The organism is Cupriavidus sp. 10L45 (genome assembly GCF_056395225.1).
This window is the reverse complement of record NZ_JBFTJC010000004.1, coordinates 218,208-232,831: the sequence shown is the minus strand read 5'-3', so window position 1 is coordinate 232,831 and position 14,624 is coordinate 218,208. Positions and strand designations below refer to the sequence as shown.

The following is a 14,624-nucleotide window of genomic DNA, read 5'->3' as shown; positions in this document are numbered from 1 at the left end:
CGGCACGCTTAGAACTTGTGGCGAACCCCCACACGCGCCACCACCTGTCGCGTCGTGGACGACTGGCTTCCCGTTGCGCCGTCATAGACATCGGCCCGGGCACCACCTGCGGATTGCTGATAGATGCCCATCAGATAGACGTCGGTGCGCTTCGAGAAGTAGTAGTCCAGCAGTGCGTTGAGCTGATGGTACTTAGGGCTCCCGCCCGTGGCGTCGACCTTGGCCCGTGTAAAGGTGTATCCGAGCGTCGTCTGCAGGACTGGCGTGAAATAGTATCGACCCCAGATTTCGTAGTTGTCGAACTTCACGGTATTGCCGGTGACGCCGTTGGCATCGTCAAAGCTGACATGCGAGAAGTCCATGCCGATAAGGCCGGCCTGGCCGAACGAATAGGTGCCGCCGGCCGCGTACGTTTCCATGTTCGAGGGATTGCCGACATAGCCGAACGGCCCACGACCCGATACGCCAGGATTCGTCGTGCTGGGGGCCCAGTTGCCATCGGGAAACTGGGTCGCCGGGTTGCGTGCGTAGAAGTATGCGGCGCCAAGATAGACGGGGCCGCTGCCATAGCTGGCGCCCGCGCCGACCGTGCTGTTGCCGCGATAGTTGCCCGCCTGCTCGCCGAATGCGTAGAGTGCCTCGAAGGTAAGCCCGCCCAGCGGCGCGGTGACGTACTTGACGGCGTTACTGACGCGGAAACCGTTGTTGCTGTTGTCGATGTCACCCGCATGGGAGAAGAAGGCGCCGCTCGAGCCGTTCATCACAGCCGGCTGCACCAGGTCGGCTACGGGATCGTACTGGCGGCCGACAGTGACGGTACCGTATTTGCTGTCGGATAGCCCGACATACGCCTGCCGGCCGAAGATCAGGCCACCTTGTCCAAGCTTGCCGGTATCGACATTGAAGCCGCTTTCGAGTTGAAAGATCGCCCTGACGCCCTGGCCGAGATCTTCCGCGCCCTTTATCCCCCAGCGACTCCCCTGGGCCACGCCGCTCTGTACCTGCCAGAACTGGTGCCCGCCTGCATTGTTGGTAAAGGTGATGCCTGCGTCGATAATGCCATACAACGTCATGGCATTTTGCGCCGACACGGGGCTCGCCGCTGCACTCATTAATCCCAGTGCGATAAGCGACTTCTTCATATTATGGTCCTCCGAGATACTAGTGGAAAGGTATGCGCGCAAGCATCCGGGAGAGATGTACCATTATGGAGTGCCGTTCCATAATGGTGCAGGTGTTGTGGGCGGATGCACCGGATTTGAGCTTCTCTTTTCTCTTGAGCCTTGTCCGGAGAACGGTTATCCAGAAAATCTCGATGCCGTCTTGTGCGTGGCCGGATTTTTCACGTCCCCATATTCGCAGTCCACTCATTTACCTTCTTGATACAGAAGCGGAGCTTATAGGTGTATATCAGGGAAATTGAGGCATTTCGGGCGGTCATCACGTCGGGATCGACCGGCAAAGCGGCCCGGTTGCTTGGGGTGTCCCAGCCGGCCGTGAGCCAGGCCATCCGCAAGCTTGAGGAGTTGGCCGAATTGCGTCTGTTCGACCGGATTGGCGGCCGCCTGCAGCCGACCCAGGAAGCGCACGCGCTGATGACGGAGGTGGACAAGTTTTTCGTCGGCTACGAGGCTATCGAACACCGCATCCGAAGCCTGAGAATGTTCGGCGTCGGGCGGCTATCGGTGGCCTCGTACCCAGCCTTCGGCGTTTCCTTCGTGAGCCGGGCAATCGCCGCCTTCGCGCCGCAAAAGCGAGATGTGCGAATGTCTTTGCAGGTCGGCAGTTCGAAGGAGGTCTTCCAGCTCGTCTCCGCTGGCCTGGTTGATTTCGGGCTCATGAATGATGAGGTGGCGACCCAGAGTGTCGAACATTCGGTGTTTTCGACGTTTTCCGGCGTGGTTGCCATGTCGCCTGAACACCCGCTGCGCGTGCGGCGGGTGATTCAACTGGGCGACCTCGCTTCGGACGCCTTCATCGACATGAACCCGGAGGATCTGGGTAGGACTCGCCTCGAGAGCGCGCTGGTCGAACATGGCGTGACGCTCCGCCGTGTCATCGAGACGCCGCTCTCGGCGACTGCCTGTGAGTTGGCACTGGCGGGAGTTGGCCTGGCGCTGGTCAATCCGATTGCGGCGCTGGACTATATGGCGCGCGGACTTGTGGTCCGCCGCCTGGCAGTGGCGATCGATGCGCGCACGCTGCTCATCATGCGACCGGGGCGGCCGGTTTCCACGAACGGGCAGGAGTTCCTGAGGTACCTGCGCCTGCAACTTCAGTCTGAGACCGACAAAATCAACAGATATCTGGATGCCTAATCCCGCCCCCGGCCGGAAAGCTTATCCAATACCCTGATGGGGATTCCACTGATTGCGATATTCCAGATAGCGAATATCTGGATTTTCCCGGGCGCAAGGCAAGGTGATATGGCTCATTGGCCAATAAGCCAGGCTTCTCGATTGAAAAGTCCCGCAGGTGGATGGATTTGAAATCGTGGTCAAAAATGCTGGCACATATTCACTGGCATTGAAAAATGAGCACGCCACCGGCCGACTACCGTAACCAACCTTTTGAGAGTCTTTCTCCTGGTGTATTCAGGGCGTCCACGATCGTATTCGATTCGTATGAAGATTTCGTTGCGCGAAAATCACGCCAGCCAGATGGATTCAGCTACGGGGTGACTGGTACCCCGACCCACCGCGAGCTGGAGGGCAGGATCGCGGCGCTGGAAGGCGCCAGCCACTGCGTCGTTGTTCCGTCTGGGCAGGCCGCGCTGGTCAGCGCGATCATGCCATTCGTCAAAAGCGGCGACCACATCCTGATTTCCGACGCGTGCTATGGCGGCCTGAAGGCCTTCGCGGGCGACTGGCTGGCCCGGCTCGGTGTGGATGTCGATGTCTATCCGGCCGACATCGGCAGCGACATCGCTTCCTACATCCTGCCGTCGACACGGATGATCTGCCTCGAGTCTCCGGGGACGGTGTCGATGGAAATGCCCGATGTACCGAAAATTGCCGCCGAGGCCCGGCGGCGCGGCATCCTCACCATGATGGACAACACCTGGGCGAGTCCGCTTGGGTTCCAGCCGCTCCTGCATGGTGTGGACATGAGTATCGAGGCCGCCACGAAGTTCTTCGGCGGGCATTCCGACCTGCTGATGGGTGCGATCAGCACGAACGACTTCACGCTGTACGAAAAACTGCGCGAGGCGCAAGCCACCCTGGGCCTTGCCGTGAGTGCGGACGACTGCTTTTTGGTGTTGCGCGGTCTGGAGACGTTCCCCTTGCGCTTCGCCGAGCAGGGCAGGCGCGCACTGGAGGTGGCGCAATGGATGCGGCACCACCCAGTTGTCGATCGCGTGCTGTTCGCTGCCTTGCCAGACGACCCCGGGCATACGATCTGGAAGCGGGACTTCACGGCTGCCGGGTGCCTATTCTCATTCGTGCTCAAACCTGCCCCGGAACAGGCGGTCGCAGCGTTCTTCAACGCGCTCAAGGTGTTTTCGATCGGTGCAAGCTGGGGCGGGACGCATAGTCTGATCGCGTTCTACCCGGCAGGGATCCAGAAGGCTCGCAGATTCCCACCCACCGACCAGCCGATCTTCCGCGTGTCCATTGGTCTTGAGGACACGCAGCGACTCATCGCCGACCTTGAGCACGGCTTCGAACAGTATGCTGGCCATCGGCCGGTCTGATTTCTCCCCCCCCCCCACACACACTCACAGCAACAGGATAAAAAATGAAACGTTGGCCTCTGACAATGCGACTCAGGCAGGCACTCTTGGTGGGTGTGATGATGGGCCTATGGCCGGCCGCTCACGCTACCGATCTCCTTCCGAAGATCAAGGCAGACAACGTGCTGCGTGTGGCCAACACCCAAAGCAGCCCGCCGTGGAGCATGCTCGACGAGAAGAACCAGCCTGCCGGCTACGACGTCGAGATCGCCAAGGAAGTGGCACGGCGCATGGGTGTACAGAAGGTCGTGTTCATCGCCGACTCGGGAAAGAACTTCATCGAAGGCCTGAAGGCGGGTAAGTACGACGTGGTCATGAACGACCTGACCCCGACGGTCGAGCGCAGCAAGCAAGTGGACTTCGGCACGCCGTACGGTGCGGAGGACTTCCGGATCTTTGTGCGTGCCGACACTACGACCATCAAGGGACGTGGCGATCTCGGCGCGAAACGCGTCGGCGTGACAACGGGCTCCAGCAACGAATCCTGGGCACGCAAGCATCTCACGTCTTCCGAACTGCGCTCCTACGACAACGGCGGACTGCTGTTCAGCGATCTCGCCAACGGGCGCATCGATGCGGTGATCGTGTCGCATTTTGGCGGGCTGCGATACGCGACGGTCAACAAGCTTCCCCTGAAGGAGGTCGGCGAACCGCTGACCTACCAGCTCTCGGCGCCTGCGCTCGCGAAGAACCAGCCAGCCCTGGCGGCGGCGATCAACAAGGCAATTGGCGAGATGCTGGCGGATGGCACGGTCGACCGGCTGGCGAAGCGGTGGGTAAGTCATGACTATGACATGCGTGGTGCCATTGCCAGGGCAAACGAAGACAAGGAGTAAGTGATGGGCGAGCTATTCCTCCGTTCGCTGCCACTGCTCAAGGACGCCGTCCTGATGACGCTGTTCCTGGGGCTCGGCGCGTTCACGCTCGGGTCGATCCTCGGCCTGCTGCTGGCCCTCGCCCGGCTCTCCCGCTTCGTTGCACTGCGGGCATTGGCCTTCGCTTACGTGTCGGTTTTCCGGGGCACGCCGCTGCTCGTACAGATCCTGCTGCTCTATTTCGGATTGCCGCACTACGGTGTGACGCTCGACCCGATTCCCGCTGCACTGCTTGCACTCACGCTGTTTGCCGCGGCCTATCTGAGCGAGAACTTCCGGGCGGGTATCGGCGCGGTGGACAAGGGCCAATGGGAAGCCGCGATGTCGCTCGGCATGGGGTACTGGAAGGCCATGTCGCGCGTGATCCTGCCGCAGGGTCTTCGCATTGCCATTCCGCCCGTGGGCAGCCGCATGATCGCCCTGATCAAGGATACCTCGCTGGCGTCGACGATCACGGTGGTGGAGTTGACCCGGGTCGCCGAGCAGGTCGGCGCGACCACCTTCCGGTACATGGAAATGTTCCTGATGGTCGGGCTTATCTATTGGGTAGTGAACCAGATCCTGACGATCCTGCAGACAGTGCTGGAAAGCAGGGCGTCGAAGCGTTATCTATGAACAATACGGAAGCAACAATCTGCGTACGTGGCCTGACCAAATCATTCGGTGGAACGCCGGTACTCCTTGGCGTCGACTTCAGCGTCGCCAAGGGCGAGGTCGTCGTGATCATGGGACCCTCCGGGTCTGGCAAGACCACGCTGTTGCGCTCGCTGAACTTTCTCGAGCAGCCCGACGCCGGATCCATACGGGTCTGCGGCACGGAAGTCGAGTGCTTTCCGAATCGGGAGCTCTCGCGCGAGAACAGGAAGCGGATCGCCGCGATCCGCCAGCGATCCGCGATGGTGTTTCAGTCGTTCAACCTCTTCCCGCATCGCACGGTTATCGAGAACGTGATCGAAGGCCCGGTGAGTGTCAAGAAGGTCGACCGCAAGGTGGCCATGACACGGGGAATGGCGCTGCTGGAGCGTGTAGGGTTGAGTGCCAAGGCCAATGAGTATCCGTCACGCCTGTCCGGTGGCCAGAAGCAGCGCGTGGCCATTGCACGCGGCCTGGCCATGGATCCCGATGTGATCCTGTTCGATGAGCCAACGTCCGCACTCGATCCCGTGCTCCGCGAGGATGTGCTCGTAGTCATGCGCGAACTGGCGCGGGAAGGCATGACGATGCTGGTGGTGACACACGAGGTGCGTTTCGCTCAGGACGTGGCTGACCGCGTCGTATTCATGGAAGGTGGCGTGGTAGTGGAAGATGCGCCTCCGCAGCAGTTCTTCCGCGGCAACGACAATCCTGGCGTGCAACGGTTTCTGAATCTCATTGCGAGTTGAGCCGGCGCTGGCCGCGACACGCGGGAGGAGATCGACCCGCCAGGCGCCGCCAGCTCAGGGCTTTCTCCCCTTGACCGCCCCTGCCTTCACCTTCCACCGCGAAAACACCACATCCAGACACTCCAAGGACGTACACGCATCCCGCTGCTTGCGGAACGCCGCCACATCCGCGTCCGTAATCTTCTGCTCCCGCAGCAACCGCTGCTGGTCCGCGAAGATCCGGCGGTAGCCCATGGATAGCAGCGCGTGGTCGCAGATCAGGCGGTGGGCGGGGAGGGCGGTGGCGGCCAGGGCGGGGTCGCAGTCGAGGTCGATGCCTTCGGCGTGGGCGGCGAGGGTGCCGGTGGCGAGGCTCAGGAAAATGGTCAGCCGGATCAGCGATCTACGGAAAATTCGATGCATATGACGATGGCGGCGCGTGCGTGCGCCGGCGCGCTGCGGGTTCCAAAGCGGCGATCGTAGCACCGCTGCGGGGGATGACCGCGGGCATCGGGGCGACGGTCTTAGGGGAACTACTACCCCGTCTGACCAGTCAATTGTTGCGTTCGGTTACAATGCTGTACCGCAGCAACGCCGGTACTGGTGCGTGTTCTGCAAGAACCCCAGCGCCGTCCCGGTGCGTGCCCCCAATCGCCCCAACGCCCATCGCGCCCCCGTTTTGAGACGTTTCATCCTCTTCGTGCTGACTGCCCTGTGCTTGTCCGCGCTGTCCTTTACGGCAGCGGCGGGTGCGCTCGCGGGCACGCCGAAGGTGGAGGCGGCCATGCCGGACTATGACGCGATGCTGGCAACCGGTGACGACCTCGCCCAGATCGTCCTGCCCGGCGATGCCGCGCTGGAGGCCGAGGCGCTGTTCGACAACGCGCCGCCGCCCGGCTACTGCAATATCTGGTCGGCCGATCTGCTCGACCCGCTGGACCTGCTCGATGAAATCGAGGAATCCAGCGCGCTGTTCGATCTCCCCGACATGAAACTGGCCCAGTCGATCGACGACGTGGCGCCCATCCTGCCGGGACGCTCCGCGTCCCAACCGGACGGCCTGTTCCGGCCGCCCAATCTCCTCGCCTGATCTCCCGGGCCACCCCGCGCGCTGTCTCTGACACGGTCGCCTCTGTCTTCATGGCATTGAGCGACTACTCTTAACCAGCCGTCCGTCGTCCCGTCCATTGCCCCTGAGCGCCCCCAAGCGTCCGTGATCCGAGCCGTCACGGCGTGATGCCATGCAGGTCCTCTCGCGCCCGCCGCAGCCGAGGACGCGCCTGGCCATCGTGGCGGCGTCGGGCAGTTGTATCGCTCGATTGATTCCGACATGACTATCAATAAAACGCTGACCTGGGTCGCGTCGCTATCGCTGGTAGCGGCGCCGGCAATGGCCGCGCAGCCTGTGCCCGGTGGCTCCGCCGCCGCGCCCAAGGTGGCGCAGTCCGCCACCACCAAGCCTGCCGCGCCGTCCGGCCCCGTGACGCTGCCGCGCGCCGCCTCACCGGCCACGATGGCCGCTGCCGACAGCTTCGACCTGCCTTACCTGCTCTCGCTGGCCCAGTCCACCAACAAGGGCGTGGAGGCCGCGCAGGCCAATGTCGATGCCGCGTCCGCGGCCATCAGCACCGCGCGGGCCTATCCGAATCCTCAGGTCGAAGTGATGTACGGTCGACTTCACGGCAAGGAGGCCGGTGTCGCCAGCGGCAACGCGCCGTCCTACGCCTTCGTCCAGAAGTTCGACTATCCGCAGCAGCGCAGCCTGCGCCAGGAGATGGCCGGACGCGGGTTCGAAGCCTCGCAGGCCGTGCGCCAGGGGTTCCGCAGCGACCTCTCCGCGCGCGTGAAGACCTCGTACTACCAGGTGCTGCGCCGCGAGACCGAGCTGGCCGCCGCGCAGGAAGACCTGTCCCTGATGCGCCAGATCCATTCCCGCGCCAAGGTGCGTGTGGACGTGGGCGAAGCGCCGCGCTACGAGCTGATCAAGGCCGAGACCGAACTGCTGGCCGCCCAGAAGACGCTCCAGACCACCGAGCTGCGCGTCGAGCAGGCCAAGACCGCGCTGCGCCAGCAGGTGGGCGGGGCGCTGCCGTCGAACTTCCGCCTGACCGGCACCCTGGGCAACGCGCCGGATGTGCCGAACCTGCCCGTGCTGCGCGACACCATGCAGGCCGGCAACGCGGAACTGGCCCAGCGCCGCATGGAGCTGGAGCGCGCCCGGCTGGGTGTGGACTACCAGCGCTCGCTGCGCTGGCCGGAAGTGGCCGTGCGTGCCAGCACGGATCGCCAGCCCGACAACAACGTGTCGCAGATCGGCCTGGTCATGACGATTCCGCTGTGGGACCGCCGCAGCGGCCCGGTGGGCGAGGCGGCGGCGCAGGCCACCCAGGCCCGCACCGCGCTGGAGGCGCGCGAGTTCGAGCTGAACCAGGAGCTGGAAACCGCCTACCGCCAGTACGAGATCACCCAGGCGCAGGTCACGGCGCTGGAGTCCGGCATCGTGCGCGAGGCCGAGTCCGCGCTGGGCGTGGCCGAGGCCGCCTACCGCTTCGGCGAGCGGGGCATTCTCGACTACCTGGACGCGCAGCGCGTGCTGCGCAACGCCCGCAGCGAACTGATTTCCGCGCAGTACGAACTCCAGGTTGCCGCCATCCAGATTGAAAAGCTTATGTCGACCGCCCCCGGCACCGCTGCCGGTGTCGCACCCGGTGCGCCCGGTGCACCCGCTGCGCCGTCGATGTCCGACTCCCCGAATCCGCCGACTCCGAACTGATCATGCGCCCCCATCATCCCTATCGTCCACGTGGCCTGCTTTCCCTGATCGCCGCCGCGGTCATGCTGATGGCCGTGGCCGGCTGCTCCGATAAACCCGAGCCGACCGCCGAGGCGCCCAAGTTGCCGCCCGGCATCGTCAAGCCCGAAGAGAACCTCCAGAAAACGCTGAAGGTGGCGCCCGTCGCCACGTCCCCGTTCAGCGAGATGCTGCGCGTGTCCGGCCGCATCGATTTCGACGAACAGCGCGTGTCCCGCATCGGCGCCAGCGTGACCGGCCGGGTGACCGACCTGTACGGCATCCTCGGCCAGGAGGTCAAGGCCGGCCAGGTGCTCGCCCGCCTGCACAGCAGCGAGCTGGGCGCCGCCCAGATGGCCTTCCTGAAGGCCGAGGCGCAGAGCACGCTGCAGGCCCGCAATGCCGAGCGCGCGCGCCAGCTGTTTGCCGCCGACGTGATCGGCCGCGCCGAACTGCAACGCCGCGAGAGCGAATACGCCATCGCCGCCGCCGAGATGCGCGCCTACCGCGACCAGCTGCGCGTGCTCGGCATGTCCGCGGCGTCGATTGCCACGCTGGCCAAGAGCGGCAGCATCGACTCGTACTCGCCGGTCTACTCCAGCATCCAGGGCACCGTGGTGGAGCGCAACGTGGCCCAGGGCCAGGTGGTGCAGCCCGCCGACGCGCTCTACACCGTGGCCGACCTCTCGCACGTCTGGGTAGTCGCCGAGGTGCCCGAGCAGCAGGCCGCCCAGGTGGCCGAGGGCCAGAGTGTCGATATCGATGTGCCGTCGGTGGCCAATGGCGCCGGCCGCATCACGGGCAAGCTGATCTACGTCGGCCGCACCGTGAACCCGCAGTCGCGCACGGTGCTGGTGCGCACGGAACTCGAGAACAAGGAAGGGCGCCTGAAGCCCGCCATGCTGGCCAGCATGCTGATTGCAGGCAAGCCGGTGGACCAGCTCGTGGTGCCGGAGTCCGCCGTGGTGCGCGATGGCAACGACGAGCAGGTCTACGTGGAGACCTCCCCGGGCCAGTACCGCATCACCAAGGTCAAGCTCGGCGCCGAGAGCGACGGCATGCGCGTGGTGCAGGGCGGCATCAAGCCGGGCGACCGCGTGGTCGTGGAGGGCGCGTTCCATCTGGACAATGAACGCAAGCGCCTGGAACAGGGGTAAGCGGCCATGATGACATCCCTAGTTGAAGCCGCTATCAAACAGCGGCTGGTGGTGTGCGTGATTGCCGTGGTGTTGTTCTTCTTCGGCCTGCGCGCTGCCAGCAAGCTGTCGGTCGATGCGTTCCCGGACGTGACCAACGTCCAGGTGCAGATCGCCACCGAAGCCACCGGGCGCTCGCCAGAGGAGGTGGAGCGCTTTGTCACGGTGCCCATCGAAATGTCGATGACCGGCCTGCCCGGCCTCGAGGAAATGCGCTCGCTGAACAAGGCGGGCCTGTCGCTGATCACGCTGGTGTTCACGGAGAAGACCGACGTCTACTTCGCGCGCCAGTTGGTGATGGAGCGGCTGATCGAGGTGGGCGGGCGCATGCCGGCGGACGTGACGCCGGTGCTCGGCCCCGTTTCCACGGGCCTGGGCGAGGTCTACCAGTACACGCTGGATCGCGCCGACGATGGCAACCGCGAACTGACGCAGGAGGAGCTGGCCGAGCGCCGCATCGCCCAGGACTGGGTGGTGCGGCCGCTGCTGCGCTCGATCCCCGGCGTGGCGGAAATCAACTCGCAGGGCGGCTACGTGCGGCAGTACCAGGCACTGGTCAACCCGGAGCGGATGCGCCACTACGGGGTCAACATCCAGCAGGTCTACCAGGCGCTGGCGCGCAACAACGCCAACTCGGGCGGCGGCGTGCTGCCGCACTATGCCGAGCAGTACCTGATTCGCGGCGTGGGCCTGGCCAAGGGCGTGGACGACATCGGCAGCATCGTGCTGAAGGAGATCAACGGCACGCCGGTCTACCTGCGCGACGTGGCGCAGGTGACCATCGGCCACGAGGTGCGACAGGGCGCGCTGGTCAAGAACGGCCAGACCGAGGCCGTGGGCGGCATCGTGATGATGATGCGCGGCGGCAACGCCAAGGAAGTGGTCAGCCGCGTGAAGGCCCGCGTGGCCGAGATCAACGACCGCGGCATGCTGCCCGGCAAGCTGCAGATCGTGCCGTACTACGACCGCAGCGAACTGGTGGACGCCGCGCTCTGGACCGTAACCAAGGTGCTGCTCGAAGGCGTGGTGCTGGTGGTGATCGTGCTGTTCCTGTTCCTTGGGGACGTGCGCTCGTCGGTGATTGTGCTGGCCACGCTGGTGCTCACGCCATTGATGACGTTCATCGTCATGAACAAGGTGGGGCTGTCGGCCAACCTGATGTCGCTCGGGGGGCTGGCCATCGCCATCGGCCTGATGGTGGATGGCTCCGTGGTGGTGGTGGAGAACGCGTTCGAGCGGCTGGGCCACGCCGAGAAATCGGGGCTGACCCGCACCGAGATCCTCGTCAAGGCGGTGCAGGAGGTGGCCACGCCGGTGATCGTGGGGGTAGGCATCATCATCCTGGTGTTCCTGCCGCTGATGACGCTGTCCGGCATGGAAGGCAAGATGTTCGCGCCGCTGGCTTTCACGATCTCGATTGCGCTGGCGATCTCGCTGTTCCTGTCGCTGACGCTGTCGCCGGTGCTGTCCGCCTACCTGCTCAAGGGCGGCGCCGAGCATGACACCAAGCTCATCGCGTTCATGAAGCGCAACTACCTGCGTATGCTGCACTGGGCGCTGCAGAACAGCAAGACCACCGTGCTGTCGGCGGTGGGGCTGTTCGTCGCGACGATCCTGATCGTGCCGCTGCTGGGTACCTCGTTCATCCCCGAGATGAAGGAGGGCTCCATCGTGCCCGCCATCGACCGTGTGCCGAACATCTCGCTGGAGGAGTCGATCAAGCTCGAGAAGATGGCCAACAAGCTGGTGCTGGAGGTGCCGGGCGTGAAGTCCGTGGTGTCCGGCGTGGGTCGGGGCGAGAGCCCGGCGGACCCGCAGGGCCAGAACGAGTCCACCCCCATCGCCAGCCTGAAGCCGCGCGACGAGTGGCCGGACGGCTGGACCCAGGACGACATCGCCAACGCCATTCGCGAGAAGCTCAAGGCCATTCCGGGCGTGCAGGTCGTGATGGCGCAGCCGATCTCGGACCGCGTGGATGAGATGGTCAGCGGTGTGCGTTCCGACGTGGCGGTGAAGATCTTCGGCGATGACCTCGACAAGCTGCGCGAGCTGGCCGGCGAGATCGCGCGCGTGGCGGGCGGCATCCAGGGCTCGCAGGACGTGCGGATCGAGCGGATCTCGGGCCAGCAATACCTGTCGATCGAGATCGACCGGCAGGCGATTGCGCGCTACGGGCTGAACGTGTCGGACATCCACGACATCATCGAGATTGCCATCGGCGGCAAGCGCGCCACGGACATCTTCGAGGGCGAGCGCCGCTTCGCGGCGGCGGTGCGCCTGCCCGAGGACTTCCGTGACAACGTGCAGGCCATTCGCCAGCTATTGGTGCCGGCGCCGGGCGGCGTGCAGGTGCCGCTGGAGTCCGTGGCCAAGATCGAGGTCAGCGACGGCCCGGCGCAGATCAGCCGCGAAATGGCCAAGCGCCGCGTGGTGGTGATGATCAACGTGAAGGACCGCGACCTGGGCGGCTTCGTGGCCGAACTCCAGAGCGCGGCCGAGAGCAAGGTCAAGCTGCCCGAGGGCTACTACTTCGAGTGGGGCGGCCAGTTCCAGAACATGGAGCGCGCCATGGGCCACCTGAAGATCATCGTGCCGATCACCATCGCCGCGATTTTCTTCCTGCTGTTCCTGCTGTTCAACTCGCTGCGCTTTGCCACGCTGATCATCACGGTGCTGCCGTTCGCGTCAATCGGCGGGATCATCGGGCTGTTCGTGACGGGCGAGTACCTGTCCGTGCCGGCGTCCGTGGGCTTTATCGCGCTGTGGGGCATGGCGGTGCTGAACGGGGTGGTGCTGGTGTCGTACATCCGCACGCTGCGCGAGTCGGGCATGTCGCTGCGCAACGCGGTGGTGCGCGGCGCTACGCAGCGTTTCCGCCCGGTGATGATGACCGCGACGATCGCCATGCTGGGCCTGGTGCCGTTCCTGTTCTCGACCGGACCGGGCTCCGAGGTGCAGCGTCCGCTGGCCGTGGTGGTGATTGGCGGCCTGATCACCTCCACGCTGCTGACGCTGGTGATGGTGCCGGTGCTGTACCGCTGGTTCGACGACAGCAAGCCGGAGCCGCGCGACATGTCGGTGTAGGCGCGGTATGACGTTGGCCCTGACGTTGACCCCTGACGTCGCAGTACAATGACGGCCGGCCGGCACGCCACGCGTGTCGGCCGTTTTTCGTTTTTCGGAGGGATTCCATGACGTTGCCGGTTTCACGGCAGGGGCGCCGCATGCTGGTGGCGCTGGCTGCTGCCACGCTCTCGACCTTCGCCTTCGCTACCGAGGCGCCCGTCAATATCGAACTGGGCCAGCGCGGCGGACGCCCCGAGGCACCCGAGGCACCCGTGGCCTGCATGGAGGCCGTCAAGGCCAGGCTGCCGAACCCCGACCGCTTCCGCTGGGTGCGCGGCACCACGCGGCGCGTGGCGGAGGACTTCTACAGCGTGGTCGGCAACGTCGAGTTCGTGAACCAGGCCGGCGAGACGCGCAAGGGCGACGCCCAGTGTGATGTCATGCGCGCGCCCGGCAACCAGTTCATCGTGCCGAAGGTACGGCTGCCCCAGTAAATACAAGGGTTTGCGAGCCGCCAAGATGACAATGCTGTCATCTTGGCGGCTTTTTCATTGGCGCGTCTTTACACGTACGGGACCATCTCCTAAGCTCTTGTGTACGCTGTACACAAATAGGCAGCGACATCATCGACTGAATCAAACCGATCAACAGGAGACCGTTGCAATGCAGACCGAAACGACCAACGAACACCGCTGGCTGCAGAAGCTGGTGGGCAAATGGATGGCCGAAGGCGAGGCGGTGATGGGGCCGGACACCCCGCCGCAGAAGTGGAAGATTCCCGAACAGGTGGGCGCCGTGGGCGACCTCTGGGTGCAGGGCCGCTCCGAGGGCGAGATGCCCGGCTGCGGGCAGGCCGTCACGGTGATGACGCTGGGCTATGACCCCACGCGCAAGCATTTCGTGGGCACCTTCATCGGGTCGATGATGACCCATATGTGGATCTACGAGGGTGACCTCGAGGCCGATGGCCGCACGCTGACGCTGCGCGCCGATGGCCCGACCTTCACGCCGGAAGGCAAGCTGGTGCCGGGCAAGACCTCGAAATTCCGCGACGTAATCGCCTTCCAGGACGATGACAACCGCACGCTGACCTCATTCATGCAGGGCGATGACGGCGAATGGATGCAGATCATGCAGGCGCGGTATCGGCGGGAGAAGTAGGGCGCGGGGAGGGGCGTCGAAGCCGGACGCCTCAGACCCGGTCCAGTTCGTCGCTGTTCCACCAGGCGTCCAGCAGGGGCTGGAAGCGGTTGTCGGGCGCGGGCGGTATGCGCGTGCTCTTGCGCGCGGGCGGCAGTTCGCGCCCCGTCAGCTGGTAGTAGACGGCAGCCGGCAGGGTGCCCGGGCCGTAGGGCACATGGTCGATCACGCTCATCTGCCGCGCGGCCTTCAGCGCCCGGGTGGTCTCCTCCGGGGACAAGCCGCTGGCGTCAGCCAGCGCGTCGCGGCGCAGCGGACCCTCGCGCTGCAAACCGGCGATCAGAAGATGCACACATTGACGTGTATTCCGTTTCATAGGGGCGCATTTTTCCGCACCTGCCCCGCGCTGCACAATCCGGATTGACATTTGTTTGCAATCCGCCACGTCGTTTCGTGGCAGTT

General features: G+C 64.5%; 14 protein-coding genes. 11 read left to right on the top strand and 3 right to left on the bottom strand.

Going from position 1 to position 14,624, the window contains the following annotated elements; translation table 11 throughout:
* Nucleotides 1–8 precede the first annotated feature (8 nt).
* The gene (locus AC1DFU_RS09135; protein WP_092294708.1) at nucleotides 9–1,142 is read right to left on the bottom strand and encodes a porin; all 1,134 of its coding nucleotides are present in this window, start codon (nucleotides 1,140–1,142) and stop codon (nucleotides 9–11) included.
* A 261-nt stretch (nucleotides 1,143–1,403) separates the two neighbouring features.
* Here AC1DFU_RS09135 and AC1DFU_RS09130 point away from each other — a divergent pair, with 261 nt between their 5' ends.
* The 5 genes from AC1DFU_RS09130 (at nucleotide 1,404) to AC1DFU_RS09110 (ending at nucleotide 5,990) form a co-directional block, all read left to right on the top strand.
* Nucleotides 1,404–2,318: a LysR substrate-binding domain-containing protein gene (locus tag AC1DFU_RS09130; protein ID WP_441592789.1), complete on the top strand. Its 915-nt coding sequence runs from the start codon at nucleotides 1,404–1,406 to the stop codon at nucleotides 2,316–2,318.
* Between the two features lie 215 nt (nucleotides 2,319–2,533).
* Nucleotides 2,534–3,694: a cystathionine beta-lyase gene (gene metC, locus AC1DFU_RS09125; protein WP_092294712.1), complete on the top strand. Its 1,161-nt coding sequence runs from the start codon at nucleotides 2,534–2,536 to the stop codon at nucleotides 3,692–3,694.
* 44 nt (nucleotides 3,695–3,738) lie between these two features.
* A complete protein-coding gene (locus tag AC1DFU_RS09120) occupies nucleotides 3,739–4,569 on the top strand; it encodes a transporter substrate-binding domain-containing protein (RefSeq protein WP_092294714.1) in 831 nt (276 codons plus the stop codon).
* Between the two features lie 3 nt (nucleotides 4,570–4,572).
* The gene (locus AC1DFU_RS09115; protein WP_092294716.1) at nucleotides 4,573–5,223 is read left to right on the top strand and encodes an amino acid ABC transporter permease; all 651 of its coding nucleotides are present in this window, start codon (nucleotides 4,573–4,575) and stop codon (nucleotides 5,221–5,223) included.
* Complete coding sequence (locus AC1DFU_RS09110; protein WP_092294718.1) at nucleotides 5,220–5,990, top strand: amino acid ABC transporter ATP-binding protein; 771 nt, start codon at nucleotides 5,220–5,222, stop codon at nucleotides 5,988–5,990. The genes AC1DFU_RS09115 and AC1DFU_RS09110 overlap by 4 nt, the downstream gene beginning before the upstream one ends.
* A gap of 54 nt (nucleotides 5,991–6,044) precedes the next feature.
* On the opposite strand, the gene AC1DFU_RS09105 is transcribed toward AC1DFU_RS09110, so the two are convergent.
* The gene (locus AC1DFU_RS09105; RefSeq protein WP_441592788.1) at nucleotides 6,045–6,392 is read right to left on the bottom strand and encodes a hypothetical protein; all 348 of its coding nucleotides are present in this window, start codon (nucleotides 6,390–6,392) and stop codon (nucleotides 6,045–6,047) included.
* A 256-nt stretch (nucleotides 6,393–6,648) separates the two neighbouring features.
* Between AC1DFU_RS09105 and AC1DFU_RS09100 the strand changes: the two genes are divergently transcribed.
* From AC1DFU_RS09100 to AC1DFU_RS09075, 6 genes are all read left to right on the top strand, one after another.
* Nucleotides 6,649–7,059 (top strand): auxiliary protein of the heavy metal cation-transporting efflux system HmyCBA, encoded by a 411-nt coding sequence (locus tag AC1DFU_RS09100; RefSeq protein ID WP_092294720.1) that lies wholly within the window; start codon nucleotides 6,649–6,651, stop codon nucleotides 7,057–7,059.
* 240 nt (nucleotides 7,060–7,299) lie between these two features.
* Nucleotides 7,300–8,742 carry a TolC family protein gene (locus AC1DFU_RS09095; RefSeq protein WP_092295093.1) on the top strand — a complete coding sequence of 481 codons (1,443 nt, stop codon included), beginning with the start codon at nucleotides 7,300–7,302 and terminating at the stop codon, nucleotides 8,740–8,742.
* 2 nt (nucleotides 8,743–8,744) lie between these two features.
* The gene (locus AC1DFU_RS09090; RefSeq protein ID WP_092294722.1) at nucleotides 8,745–9,917 is read left to right on the top strand and encodes an efflux RND transporter periplasmic adaptor subunit; all 1,173 of its coding nucleotides are present in this window, start codon (nucleotides 8,745–8,747) and stop codon (nucleotides 9,915–9,917) included.
* Between the two features lie 6 nt (nucleotides 9,918–9,923).
* The gene (locus tag AC1DFU_RS09085; protein ID WP_441592787.1) at nucleotides 9,924–13,040 is read left to right on the top strand and encodes an efflux RND transporter permease subunit; all 3,117 of its coding nucleotides are present in this window, start codon (nucleotides 9,924–9,926) and stop codon (nucleotides 13,038–13,040) included.
* Nucleotides 13,041–13,147: 107 nt separating this feature from the next.
* Complete coding sequence (locus tag AC1DFU_RS09080) at nucleotides 13,148–13,516, top strand: DUF2880 domain-containing protein (RefSeq protein WP_143093892.1); 369 nt, start codon at nucleotides 13,148–13,150, stop codon at nucleotides 13,514–13,516.
* Between the two features lie 169 nt (nucleotides 13,517–13,685).
* Nucleotides 13,686–14,183 (top strand): DUF1579 domain-containing protein, encoded by a 498-nt coding sequence (locus AC1DFU_RS09075; RefSeq protein ID WP_092294728.1) that lies wholly within the window; start codon nucleotides 13,686–13,688, stop codon nucleotides 14,181–14,183.
* A gap of 31 nt (nucleotides 14,184–14,214) precedes the next feature.
* On the opposite strand, the gene AC1DFU_RS09070 is transcribed toward AC1DFU_RS09075, so the two are convergent.
* A complete protein-coding gene (locus AC1DFU_RS09070; protein ID WP_255370816.1) occupies nucleotides 14,215–14,514 on the bottom strand; it encodes a hypothetical protein in 300 nt (99 codons plus the stop codon).
* Between the last annotated feature and the right edge of the window lie 110 nt (nucleotides 14,515–14,624).